Source organism: Tistrella bauzanensis, assembly GCF_014636235.1.
Lineage (GTDB): Bacteria > Pseudomonadota > Alphaproteobacteria > Tistrellales > Tistrellaceae > Tistrella > Tistrella bauzanensis.
This window is the reverse complement of sequence record NZ_BMDZ01000009.1, coordinates 91,753-103,466: the sequence shown is the minus strand read 5'-3', so window position 1 is coordinate 103,466 and position 11,714 is coordinate 91,753. Positions and strand designations below refer to the sequence as shown.

The 11,714-nt window shown below is 66.0% G+C and carries 10 protein-coding genes and 1 tRNA gene; 1 reads left to right on the top strand and 10 read right to left on the bottom strand.

Annotated features, from left to right (window positions below; genetic code table 11):
• Nucleotides 1-77 precede the first annotated feature (77 nt).
• The 3 genes from IEW15_RS06285 to pip form a co-directional block, all read right to left on the bottom strand.
• A complete protein-coding gene (locus IEW15_RS06285; protein WP_188575899.1) occupies nt 78-605 on the bottom strand; it encodes a Fic family protein in 528 nt (175 codons plus the stop codon).
• Between the two features lie 676 nt (nt 606-1,281).
• A tRNA-Arg gene (locus IEW15_RS06280) sits at nt 1,282-1,358 on the bottom strand.
• A 116-nt stretch (nt 1,359-1,474) separates the two neighbouring features.
• Nucleotides 1,475-2,476 carry a prolyl aminopeptidase gene (gene pip / locus IEW15_RS06275; RefSeq protein ID WP_188575897.1) on the bottom strand — a complete coding sequence of 334 codons (1,002 nt, stop codon included), beginning with the start codon at nt 2,474-2,476 and terminating at the stop codon, nt 1,475-1,477.
• Between the two features lie 388 nt (nt 2,477-2,864).
• On the opposite strand from pip, the gene IEW15_RS06270 reads away from it, so the two are divergent.
• A complete protein-coding gene (locus tag IEW15_RS06270; RefSeq protein ID WP_188575896.1) occupies nt 2,865-4,304 on the top strand; it encodes a M48 family metalloprotease in 1,440 nt (479 codons plus the stop codon).
• Nucleotides 4,305-4,307: 3 nt separating this feature from the next.
• Here IEW15_RS06270 and IEW15_RS06265 read toward each other — a convergent pair whose 3' ends face one another.
• The 7 genes from IEW15_RS06265 to IEW15_RS06235 form a co-directional block, all read right to left on the bottom strand.
• Nucleotides 4,308-4,799: a PaaI family thioesterase gene (locus IEW15_RS06265; protein ID WP_188575894.1), complete on the bottom strand. Its 492-nt coding sequence runs from the start codon at nt 4,797-4,799 to the stop codon at nt 4,308-4,310.
• A 45-nt stretch (nt 4,800-4,844) separates the two neighbouring features.
• Nucleotides 4,845-5,285: a PaaI family thioesterase gene (locus IEW15_RS06260; RefSeq protein ID WP_188575892.1), complete on the bottom strand. Its 441-nt coding sequence runs from the start codon at nt 5,283-5,285 to the stop codon at nt 4,845-4,847.
• Nucleotides 5,286-5,618: 333 nt separating this feature from the next.
• Nucleotides 5,619-6,515 (bottom strand): RNA polymerase factor sigma-32, encoded by an 897-nt coding sequence (locus IEW15_RS06255; protein WP_188575890.1) that lies wholly within the window; start codon nt 6,513-6,515, stop codon nt 5,619-5,621.
• A 274-nt stretch (nt 6,516-6,789) separates the two neighbouring features.
• The gene (locus IEW15_RS06250) at nt 6,790-7,287 is read right to left on the bottom strand and encodes a CarD family transcriptional regulator (RefSeq protein ID WP_188575888.1); all 498 of its coding nucleotides are present in this window, start codon (nt 7,285-7,287) and stop codon (nt 6,790-6,792) included.
• A 470-nt stretch (nt 7,288-7,757) separates the two neighbouring features.
• Nucleotides 7,758-8,096 carry a ferredoxin FdxA gene (fdxA, locus tag IEW15_RS06245; protein WP_188575887.1) on the bottom strand — a complete coding sequence of 113 codons (339 nt, stop codon included), beginning with the start codon at nt 8,094-8,096 and terminating at the stop codon, nt 7,758-7,760.
• A 209-nt stretch (nt 8,097-8,305) separates the two neighbouring features.
• Nucleotides 8,306-8,806, bottom strand: coding sequence for an RNA-binding S4 domain-containing protein (locus IEW15_RS06240; RefSeq protein WP_229707856.1), 501 nt, complete (start codon nt 8,804-8,806; stop codon nt 8,306-8,308).
• On the bottom strand, nt 8,803-11,598 hold the full coding sequence (locus IEW15_RS06235; RefSeq protein WP_188575885.1) for a helicase-related protein: 2,796 nt from the start codon (nt 11,596-11,598) through the stop codon (nt 8,803-8,805). The genes IEW15_RS06240 and IEW15_RS06235 overlap by 4 nt, the downstream gene beginning before the upstream one ends.
• Between the last annotated feature and the right edge of the window lie 116 nt (nt 11,599-11,714).

Below are 11,714 nucleotides of genomic sequence, written 5' to 3'. Positions count from 1 at the left end.
GCGCGAGACCCCCGCCAAGCTCCCAAGCCGTCAGCAGACGGCGTCAAACCATGGGTAGCGGGCATTCGGCAACAGCCTCAATAGGGTGTTTTATTAGCGGAAATCTGCTCGGGGATTGTCTTCTCACCCGGCAGAAGAATGCCGCTTTTGACACATAGTATAACGTAAGATACCGCTCTTGATGTTCTACCATTTCCATCATCAAACGGATGGATCCAATTTAATCTCCAAAGAACATATGCAGACAAATATGTCGCTGATTTTTGTCTCCAGTTGTCATTTATATAATCACACATATCCTCCACCAAGCGAGGAACTAAATGCGCCCCCGGAGGCTGGTGCGCCGATTTCGAAATCGTTACCGACGAAGCTCTAAAAGTTCCCGCATGACTACTAAGGCCATTCAAGGCAGCGCGCTGCAGATCCAATATCATAGAGGGCCGAAAACGGAATGGGCGGTCAGTGTAAGCCACCCACTCCGTTATATAACTCACCATAAGGTCAAACTGCGCACTAGCGTTCGCAATCTCACGGCGCGCCTTTTCATCGGCACCAGATATTAATGCAGGCTCATCCGTCTTGGAGTGCCGATCATCTTCAGCCATGCTTATCTATACCTTCGATAACCTCGTTGACCATTTTACGGGTTATGATTCCATTCTCGATATTTGTGTTCCCATAGACAAAGCTCCGCCTCTGCTCTTCTTTGTCATGAGCCGTCATGCGGACTGACTTGGCTCTCTCCAAAAGATATTCCAGATCGTGGTTCATTGACCGCCTCAAGTAAAACAAGAGAGCACCTAGCGTGCACACAGTCTCGAAAATACAACATGCGGATAGGCATAAGCAAGAGGACAATATGTGGCGTATATATACACACCTCTATATTATATTAAATCTAAATTAAGAGAAAGTATTCGAAAATTTTTGAGTAATTCAAGGAAATAAAAAAGCAAAAATGATGTTCATCTTTGCGATATTCACACGTGTCGACAGAGGGTCTGCCTCGATGTCCATGTGAATTTCGCCTAGGAGCGCCTACCCTCCACGTTTCTCAGACCCCGTGTACGCCCCCTCCACCAATAGAGAAAAGACGCTTCTGCCTCTCAAGAAATCCCCCCCCTTTCACAGGTACTCGCCGTGCAAAAAAGCCCAGCAGACCCGAAACAAGTATGATGAGATTCATGAACATAATGAAGATTTGCATGAAGCCCATTGTAAAACCAGCCCAGGCAAAACTGTAAAGCCCGTGACATGCAACAAACTAAGCTCTTGAAAAACTGGCGTCCCCGGCAGGATTCGAACCTGCGACCCCAGGATTAGGAATCCTGTGCTCTATCCTACTGAGCTACGGAGACGCCGGGCGCGGCGGCGGTGGCGTCTGAGGTGAGGCAGACAGGCGCGGCGGCGGCTGGACCTTTCCTATCATGAAAGCCCCTTGCCCGAAAGACCCAAGGCGTTCCCGGAAGGCCCCTCAGGCGCGCCCGCCGCGGGCAAGCTGGCGGCCGAAGCGGTCGGCGGCCTGGACCAGGGCACGGCGGGTGCCGGGCTCGAAAGCCGAATGGCCGGCATCGGGGATGATTTCCAGCACCGCCCGCGCGCCAAGCGTCGCCGCCAGGCGGTGGGCGGCGTCGGGCGGGCAGATCACATCATAGCGGCCCTGGGCGATATGCACCGGCAGTTCGCGCACCCGCTCGTCGCCCGCGATCCGGTCGAGCAGCGGCCGCGCGGCCAGGAAGCAGCGATGGGCGAAATAATGCGCCTCCAGCCGCGCCACCGCCAGCGCCCCGCGATCGAGCGCCACAGGGCTCGCGCCGGTGAAGGCGGCAGGCGGCGGCGGGCGCAGGGTGGCGCAGGCGGTTTCATAGCCCGACCAGGCCCGTGCCGCCGGCGCATGCACGCGCGGGTCCGGGTCCATCAACAGCGGCAGATAACCCGCCAGCGGATCGGCGCGGGCGCTGACCGGCAGTTGAGCCAGAAAGGCCGCATGGGCTTCGGGGAAGAACCGGCCCATATCGTGGAGGAACCACGCCACCTCGGCATCGGTGCCAAGAAAAATGCCGCGCAGCATCAGTGCCGTCACCCGGTCAGGGTGCGTGGTGGCATAGGCAAGCGCCAGGGTCGAGCCCCAGGACCCGCCGAACACCGCCCAGCGCTCGATGCCCAGATGCCGGCGCAGCCGTTCGATATCGGCCACCAGATGGTCGGTGGTGTTGGCGCGGGTTTCGCCATGCGGAGTCGAGCGGCCGCAGCCGCGCTGGTCGAACAGCACCGCCCGCCAGATCCGGGGGTCGAAGAACCGCCGATGCGCAGGCTCCACCCCGGTGCCTGGCCCCCCATGCAGGAACACCACCGGCACCCCGTCGGGGCGGCCGCAGGCTTCCCACGACATCACATGACCATCGCCCAGATCCAGTTGCCCGCCGGCATCGGCCTCGATCGGCGGGTGAAGATCGCGGGAGCCGGCATCCATCATCGACACTGTATCCCAAAGGGTGGGAGAACCGCGGCGGCGCCATCAACCGCAACGCAGGCAGCGATCGCCGCCTGTCGCCTGAGTGTCGCCCATCGCAGCCCGGTCATGCAAGCGGCGGTCACCGCTTTGGCACAGGAGGCGGATGCGATCGCCCCAGCCTTGTCACGCCGCCACGGGTTGCGCGCAACCGCCGCAGCCGCCATCTTGAGCGGAGCGTCCCCATGTCATCACTGCAGCAGCCCTGCCCGCAGCCGCCCCTGACCGCGAGGCCCAGCCCATGCCATCAGTCGTCCGCCCTGTCTCTACCAGCCCCTCACCCGCAGATGCCCGCCATGGGGAGGCGTCCGCCCTGGTGCCGCGCCCGGCGCGGCGGGGGCTGAAGCACGGCATGCGCCGTCTGATGGGGGCCGCCGCCATCGGTCTGGCGGTGGCGGGCTGCGCCGGCAGCCCCGCCGGCGGCCAGGGCTTCAGCCTGGTCGGCGACGAACAGGCGGCCCGGATGGGTGCCGAGGAACACCCCAAGCTGGTCGAGGCCTTCGGCGGCGAATACAAGGATGAGAAGCTCCAGCGCTATGTCGAGGATATCGGCTTCCGGCTGATGTCGGTGACCGAGATGGCCGACCAGCCCTTCACCTTCACCATCATCGACAGCCCGATCGTCAACGCCTTCGCCCTGCCCGGCGGCTATGTCCACGTTACCCGCGGCCTGATCTCGCTGGCGCGCGACGAGGCGGAACTGGCCGGCGTGATCGCTCATGAAATCGGTCACGTGACCGGCCGGCATTCAGCCCAGCGGATGACCAGCGGCATGATCGCCCAGGTCGGCGCCGGCCTGCTGGGCGCGGTGCTGGGCAGCGAGGTCGTCAGCCAGATCGCCAATATGGGCGCCCAGGTCTATCTGCAATCCTATAGCCGCGATCAGGAATTCGAGGCCGACGAGCGCGGCACCCGCTATCTTCAGGCCGCGGGCTATGACCCCGGCGCGATGGCGAGCTTCCTTCAGCGCCTGAACGATTATTCGGCCTATGAGGCCGCCCTGCGCGGGCAGGACAACCCGGCCGAGCAGTTCAACCTGATGGCCTCGCATCCGCGCACGCCCGAACGGGTGGAACGCGCGGTGCAACTGGCCGGGGGCGCCACCGGTGTGCGCAACATCGACCCGCAGTTGAACGCGATCGACGGCATGATCTATGGCTCGTCACTGTCGCAAGGCGTGCTCAACGGCCGCAGTTTCCGGCATCCGGATCTGCGCTTCGCGTTCGAGGCCCCGGAAGATTACGTCATCATCAACAGCGACGAGGCGATCACCGGCTATGGCCCCGATGGCGCCCGCTTCGTGTTCGACATGGGCGCCGCCCCCAAGGGCATGGCCCTGACCACGATCCTGTCGCGCAGTGCCGCCGAGGGCCAGCCGCCGCTTCAGAATGTCGAGCGGATCACCATTAACGGCCTGGATGCCGCCACCGGCCATGCCCGGGTGCGCGACCGCGGCGGCGCCACGCTGGAGGTGCGCCCGGTGATCATCCGCGCCGACGATAAATCGGTCTATCGCCTGCAACTGATCACCCCGGTGAACGTGCTGCCCAAGGTGGAAGACAGCCTGCGCCGCTTCACCTACAGCTTCCGCCGGCTGACCGAGGCAGAGGCCCGAGCCGTCAAGCCGCTGCGCATCGACATCGTCACGGTCGGGCGCAACGACACCACCGCCAGTCTGGTCAAGCGCATGGCGGTGAATGAACGGCCGGAAGACCTGTTCCGCCTGCTGAACGGCCTTGAGCCCGGCCAGAATCCCCAAACCGGCCAGAAAGTGCGCATCGTCACCGAGTGAGGATCACACCCCGGCGGGCCGCCCGGGGCGCAGGTCCACCCGCCGGGTGGAGACCAGCCCCGTCGCCACCGGCCGGTCGTCCGGCACGGCCCCGTCGGCGTCGCGGCAGACGACATCCACCGCGCTGACCGCGATGCGGCCGCCCGGATCGATCACCCGCGCGCGGGCCAGCAGCCCGGCCGCGCGGGCCGGGCGCAGCAGTTTCACGGTGTAATCCAGCGTCACCAGCGCCTGATCGGCGCCAAGCCCGGTGGCATTGGCGGACCCGCCGGCGAAATCGATCAGCGCACCGATGATGCCGCCCTGGAACAGCCCCTGATGCTCGCCAAGCTCGGGCCTGAACGGCAAGTCTAGCACCACCCGGCCGGGCGCCACCTCGACGAAACTGAACCCCAGCAGCCGGGCCGCGGGCATCGCCAGCACGAAGCCGCGCAGCCGCTGGCCCAGGGCATCGAGAGCAAGGGCATCAAGGGCGGAAGGGGATGTGTCGGTCATGGGATGTCTCCATGGTCTGCCGGGCAGCCGCCGACGTGGGGGATATCAGCGCCGGGCGACATGAAAGGTGGCGCTGCCGCGGGCGATGGCGGCGCCGTCGGCCGTGACCAGGCATTGTGCGAAACCGAGCGTGCCGCCGGCACGGATCACCTGCGGCGTCACCGCCAGCCATTGGCCGATCCGGCCGCTGCCGATGAAATCCACCGACAGGCTGACCGTCAGCGGTGCCGCCCCCTCGGGCAGTTGCAAGGCGCAGCTCAATCCCATGGCATTGTCGGCCAGGGCCGAGATCAGGCCGCCATGGGCCAGACCGCGTGAATTGGTATGGGGCACCGCCAGCCACAGCCCCAGGATCACCGTCCGGTCCACGATCCTGGACCAGAGCGGCTTCCACGGATCGGTCAGCGGGCTGTCGCGGAAATGCGGCGTGAAGCCTTCAGGGGGCGGGGCGTGATCGGTCGATGGTGGTGGAGGGCGGGTGGTCATCGGAGAGCCTTTCGATCGGGCGCCGGCGGTGAGCCGGCGATCAGGCACCTTCAGCCTATCACCCGCCCCCGCCATATTCGCGCCGAAGCCGCCCGAACAGCGCTTTAGTCACCATCGGGTTGCATTGGCCCGCCGGCTTCAACCCGGTCTCACCCGGCGCGGACGGTCCGCCCCGGCGACGGCATCCTTCGGGTGTTGCGCGCCGTGCAGACGAAAAGCGGCCCCGACCTGAACGGCCGGGGCCAAGGGATACTTGACATGCGACAGTATGTCCAATCCCCGACCGGCAACCTCGATGGCCGGAAGACTGAACCGCGTTTGAGGCGGCCGGGCTCAGCCCGCCACCGCCTCGATCCGAAGGCGTTGATCAGCCTCGCGCATCTGGCGGGTGATCGACGTCCGAAGCTTTTCAATGGCGCGCTGCTCGATCTGGCGGACCCGCTCCTTGCTGATCCCCAGTTCGTGGCCCAGCTCCTGCAGGGTCACGGCGTCCTCGCGCAGCCGGCGTTCATGAATGATCACCCGCTCGCGCTGGCTCAGTTCGGTCAAGGCGCGTTTCAGCCAGCGCGACCGGGTGTCGCTGTCGCGCAGCTCCACCACCACCTCTTCGGGGCTCGGCCGGTCATCCGCCAGGAAATCGATCCAGCTATCACCACCGTCCTCGTCCAGCCCGGCATTCAGGGAGTGATCGGCGACCGACAGCCGGCCTTCCATGGCTTCCACCGCCTCCACGCTCACGCCCAGATCGACGGCGATCTTCAGCCGTGCCTCATGGCTCATCGGGCCATTGGTGCCCTCGCCCATCCGGGCCCGCAACCGGCGCAGGTTGAAGAACAGGGACTTGTCGCCGGCGGTGGTGCCGGTGCGGACGATCGAATGATTGCGCAGAATGAAATCCTGGATCGCAGCCCGGATCCACCACATGGCATAGGTCGAAAAACGCACATTGCGGTCGGGGTCGAAGCGGCTGGCCGCCATCATCAGCCCGACATTGCCTTCCTGGACCAGATCACCCATCGGCATCGCATAATTGCGAAACTTCGATGCCAGGCTCACCACCAGCCGCGCATAGGCGCGGACCAGCTGGTGCAGGGCATCGACATCGCCCCGGTCGCGCCAGGCCCGTGCCAGATCCTGTTCATCCTCACGCGTCAGCAGGGGGACCGCCATCGACCGGCGGACATATTGCCGGTCGGCGGTCTGCGCGTTCTGAATGTCGAAACTGGCCATGGCCGCCTCCCGTCATGCTGCGCGGACTGTCGCCTTGATGCCTGCCTTTACGCGTGCGGCGAGCGGGCGGATCACCCCGGCCCCAGCAAAATCATCACAGCGTGCTGCCACCATCCTGATTGAAACCGGCATCCTGATTGAAACCGGTATCCTGACTGAAACCGGCCCTGGCCCCATCGGTTCCACGCATGAAAAGCCCCGCCGGGATCGCTCCAGGCGGGGCTTTTCGAAGGCATCGGCGGTCTGCGGTCCGACACGGCCGCAGATCGTCGGATCAGGCGGCCCGGTCCAGCAGGATTTCCAGCTGGATCGCCGCCGTCTTCAGGTCAAGCTGTTCGACCGCGGCATATTCGCGGGCCAGCCGGTCCAGGGCCAGCTGGTACATCTGGCGCTCGCTATAGGACTGCTCGGCCTGATCGCCGGCGCGGTGCAGGTCGCGCACCACTTCCGCGATCGAGGTCGGGTCGCCCGAATTGATCTTGGCTTCATATTCCTGGGCGCGGCGGCTCCACATGGCGCGACGCACGCGGGCGCGGCCTTTCAAGGTATCGAGGGCCGTCGTCATCTCGCCCTGGGTCGACAGGGCGCGCATACCGGCCTTCTCCGCCTTGAACACCGGCACCCGCAGGGTCATGCGGTCGTCGTCGAAGCGGATGACATAGAGTTCGAGGGCCATACCCGCGATTTCCTGTGCCTCAACCGCTTCGATCTTGCCGACGCCGTGCGCCGGATAGACGACGATGTCGCCGGTACCGAACCTCTTCTTCGCCATGGCTCCGCTTCCGTTCTGACAATCCGCTCCCGCAGCGCCACCGGCATACCCATCCTGCCGTCAGCCGCATCGACGGCCCGGCAGGATCCATGGAAAACCATCGGACGGCGTCCACGGGGGGGCGTGAACGCTTGGGCATGCTGAACGCGGCGTGCCGCTACGGGAAAACGCTTATGGCCGGGGGCTGGTGCCCGGGGCCGAATGAACGCTGGTTCGGCAACGATCGGGGCGCCGTCAAGCGGTTGCCCGGTGATCGACAATCGGTATCGATGGTCGATGATCGGACAACCGTTGGCCGCGCCCAGGGAGACGCGTCAAGTCGCCTCAGAATCGTCACCTCAGTGCAAAAATGAAGATACCATGACGGGGCCACGAGATAAAGCCCCGCGCACATGCGTTGGCTGCATGTGCGCGGGGCCGTATCCGCATGACCGTCAGGATGATGCGTGATGCAGCCGGGCTTCGACTGATCAGTCGGCAGAACCCGGCTTGTCGCTGAAGTACTTCGCAAGTTTGTCGGGCACGCCGTTGAATTCGTCGGCGTCCGCCGGGGCTTCGCCCTTGCGCGAGATATTCGGCCAGAGCTCGGCATATTTCCGGTTCAGTTCCGCCCAGGTCTCCAGGTCATCCTCACTGTCCGGCTTGATTGCCTCAGCCGGGCATTCCGGTTCGCACACGCCGCAGTCGATGCACTCGTCCGGGTGGATGACCAGCATGTTCTCGCCCTCGTAGAAACAATCCACAGGGCACACCTCGACGCAGTCCTGATACTTGCACTTGATGCAGTTGTCGACGACCACGTAGGCCATGATGCTGCTCTCCTCGGGAACACGGTCGGCGGCGTAGGACGGCAAGCGGGTGCAGGCGTCGGACGGCGCGTCCTATTTTACAACCGGGGCGCGCGTTATCGCGCCGCGATCCTGTCTTCTGACGCAACCATACTGATTCCACGGCGCCGGAAAAGTCCTTTGTGGAAGCATTTTTCCGGCGTTGCCGCAAGGGTGAATGACAGGGTGTGTCAGATCACCGCGGGATTGCACGCTGTCGCGCGCGGCGGCGGCAGATCCGCATCCGCCGGCCGAAGGTCCAGATACAGGCCCCGCGCCTCGTCGCCCGGGCCCCGCCGCGCGCCGATCCGCGACACCTGCACCACCTTGATCTTGTTACCCCAGGGAAAGGTCAGCACGTCGCCGGGCTTCACCACCTGCGCCGCCTTGGTCACCGGCATGCGGTTGATGCGGATCAACCCATCGGCACAGAGCTTCGCGGCCTGGGTTCGTGATTTGTAGAACCGGGCACACCACAGCCATTTGTCCAGCCGTTGGCGGCCACCGGCTTCGGCGGCAGCATCACGGCTGGCAGCCGCGGCACCTTCCATGAACAGGGCCGTCGCATCGGCACCGGCATCCTTGGCGGTCCGGGCCGGCGACTGCTGTCCGGTGGTGGTCATGGCGTTCGCCATGGCCGTGGAACGTGTGGCGGTGGAACGGATCGGGCTGGCGGCAGTCCTCTGGGTCATCGGCTGGCACCTCTGCGGATTCGTGCTGAGCCTGCTGGGGTATTCCGCCGCGCCTCATCGGGGGCTGCGGCGTCCTGGCCGCCCGGCCCTGCGAACAGGGCGCCGAGCTTGGCGAAGGGGTTTGTCGGATCGATGGCGGCAACCGGCGCCGGTCTGGTGGCACCAGGATTGCCGCCCCGGCGCGGCTTGCGGGCCGCGGGCGCGGCAGGCGCCTCCACCACCCCATCGGCCGATGGAGCATTGCGCACAGGCGCCGCGGTTCCGGTGCCTTTGTCACGCGATCTGGCCGGCCGGCGGGTCTTTTGCGGCAGCAGCATCACCCGGCCGTCCTCGCCGGCCTGGCAGCGATAGCCCAGCCCCGCCAGCAGCGCCGGCGCATCGGCGGGCGGGCAGCCCAGCGGCGCCAGCAGGGCGGTGTCGACAGCGCTGCCGCCCGCCACCTGCGGTCCGCGCAGCAATGCCCGGCATTGCGCGTCCAGCCGTTCCACCATGTCCACCCGCACCGCGCGCGGACCCAGCACCACATAGCCCGCCGTCCGCAACGCGGTGGCGCGTGCCGGCGACACCGGCAGATCCAGGCTCAGCGAGGTGCGCACGCCGTCGGCGGCTTCAGGCAGCAACGCCCCGCTGCGGGCGGCGATGAACGGCCGGCGCAGGGCAATCCGCCCCGGCTCGAACAACGGCTTCAGATACAGATACCGCCGGCCCAGCCTGACCCCGAATCGCGCCAGCCGGCGCTTCTGATCATCGTCGAGCCCGGCGACCAGATCGCGGGCAATGGTTGCATCGGTGATGCCGCCGGCTTCGACCATCTGGAATGCGATGCCGCGCGCCGGGCCTTTCAGCGCCCCGGCCGCCAGTCGCAGCAGCGGCTCATCGGCTTCGGCCGCGCGATCGGCCAGCACCTGTTCAACCCGTCGCACCAGATCCGCCAGCGGCTCGGGCGGCAGATGGTCGCGATGCGGCAGCACCAGCCGTGGCCGGCCTTCCGTGTCACGGCCGAGCCGGCCCAGAACCGCGCCGTCCATCCGGACGTCGATGCCGTCGGCCGCGCCGTCGCCGGGCATGCCCTCGCCACCCGTCTCGTCCGCCGCCGACGCGTTGGCCAGCACGACGAGCGCCGACAGATCGGGCAGCGCCGCCAACCGGGCGAAACGTGCCTCCATGAACCGGCGCAGCGCCTTGCGCACCCGCTCGCGCACCGGCCGGATCTCCAGCAGCAGCGCCGCCTCCGGGTCGGGCCGGAAATCGAAGCCCGCCAGCCGGCCGATATCGCGCCCGTCCAGATCCACCCGGCCGTCATGGGCGACCAGCGGCTCCACCGCCCGCCAGGCTTCGGCCTGCCGGCTGGCACGGGCCATGTCGCGATCCACGAAGCGCTGGGTCAGCCGGTCGTGCAGGGCATCCGACAACCGGTCCTCGATCCGCCGCGCCATCATCTGGAATTCACCGGCATCGGCCACCCAGCCGGGCCGGTTGGCGATATAGCTCCAGGTGCGGATCCGGGCCAGCCGCTCGGTCAGCCGGTCCAGATCGCCATCCACACGGTCCAGCCGGGCCAGATTGTCACCAAGCCAGGCCGCCGGCAGCCGGCCTTCATTGCCGGGCTGGGTCAGATGCAGGAACAGCCGGCGCAGCAGGCCGACATGGCCCGCCCCCACCGCCGCGTGGAAATCCGGCACCCGACACACATCCCACAGCAGCCGCACCGCATCATGGCCACGGGCGCGCTCGCGCAATTCCGGCTGCCGGCCCATATGAACCAGGGCCAGATAATCCTCGGCCGGCGGCGCCGGCGCCAGGGCGTCGATGTCGGGCAGCACGTCCAGGCTGCGGACCAGATGATCGATGCTGCGGAAATCCAGCGCCCGCGACCGCCAGAACAGCCGCCGCAGCGGCTGGAAATCGTGATCCTCGATCGCGTCGACCAGATCGGGCGAAAGCCCGCCGACCTCGGCGGTGGTGCCGAAGCTGCCATTGCGCAGATGCCGCCCGGCGCGGCCGGCGATCTGCGCCAGTTCCTGCGCCGACAACGGCCGCAGGTCGCGCCCGTCGTATTTACGCGTCGACGCGAAGCAGACATGGTCGACATCCAGGTTCAGCCCCATGCCGATGGCATCGGTCGCGACCAGGAAATCGACCTCACCCTGCTGGTACATCTCGACCTGCGCATTGCGGGTGCGCGGGCTCAACGCGCCCATCACCACCGCGGCACCGCCGCGCTGCCGGCGCATGATCTCGGCGATCGCATAAACGTCGGCCGCCGAGAAGGCGACGATCGCGGTGCGCGGCGGCAGCCGGGTCAGGCTCTTGGCGCCGGTATAGGCCAGCTTCGACATCCGCGGCCGGCTGTCGATCTCGATGCCCGGCAACAGCCGGCGCAGCAGGGGTGCGATGGTCTCGGCGCCAAGGAACATGGTCTCGGCGAAGCCGCGGGCATGCAGCAGCCGGTCGGTGAAGATGTGGCCGCGATCCGGATCGGCCGCCAGTTGGATTTCGTCGATGCACAGAAACTCGACCCCCAGGTCGAGCGGCATGCTTTCAACCGTGCACAGGAAATAGCGCGCCTCGGGCGGCACGATCTTTTCCTCGCCGGTGATCAGCGCCACCTTGTCGGCGCCTTTCGCCCGGGCCACCCGGTCATAGACCTCGCGGGCCAGCAGGCGAAGCGGGAAACCCATCATCCCCGTGCGGTGCGCCAGCATCCGCTCGACGGCCAGATGGGTCTTCCCCGTATTGGTGGGGCCGAGCACCGCGCGCAGGCGGGACGGCCCGTCAGCCGACATCATCATGTCCTTAAGAATCGTATGTCGGCGCCTCCGGTTCAAGTGCCGAATGATGCAAGCGCGATGACAATACCGCGATGCCACATCGGCCGGCCTCGACGGTCGTTCTTCAACCTCCGATG

Bases quoted from the DNA above. Each gene is read 5' to 3' on its own strand.
- IEW15_RS06285 (WP_188575899.1), bottom strand. From the start codon at position 605: ATGGCTGAAGATGATCGGCACTCCAAGACGGATGAGCCTGCATTAATA.
- pip (WP_188575897.1), bottom strand. From the start codon at position 2,476: ATGATGGATGCCGGCTCCCGCGATCTTCACCCGCCGATCGAGGCCGAT.
- IEW15_RS06270 (WP_188575896.1), top strand. From the start codon at position 2,865: ATGCGCCGTCTGATGGGGGCCGCCGCCATCGGTCTGGCGGTGGCGGGC.
- IEW15_RS06265 (WP_188575894.1), bottom strand. From the start codon at position 4,799: ATGACCGACACATCCCCTTCCGCCCTTGATGCCCTTGCTCTCGATGCC.
- IEW15_RS06260 (WP_188575892.1), bottom strand. From the start codon at position 5,285: ATGACCACCCGCCCTCCACCACCATCGACCGATCACGCCCCGCCCCCT.
- IEW15_RS06255 (WP_188575890.1), bottom strand. From the start codon at position 6,515: ATGGCCAGTTTCGACATTCAGAACGCGCAGACCGCCGACCGGCAATAT.
- IEW15_RS06250 (WP_188575888.1), bottom strand. From the start codon at position 7,287: ATGGCGAAGAAGAGGTTCGGTACCGGCGACATCGTCGTCTATCCGGCG.
- fdxA (WP_188575887.1), bottom strand. From the start codon at position 8,096: ATGGCCTACGTGGTCGTCGACAACTGCATCAAGTGCAAGTATCAGGAC.
- IEW15_RS06240 (WP_229707856.1), bottom strand. From the start codon at position 8,806: ATGACCCAGAGGACTGCCGCCAGCCCGATCCGTTCCACCGCCACACGT.
- IEW15_RS06235 (WP_188575885.1), bottom strand. From the start codon at position 11,598: ATGATGATGTCGGCTGACGGGCCGTCCCGCCTGCGCGCGGTGCTCGGC.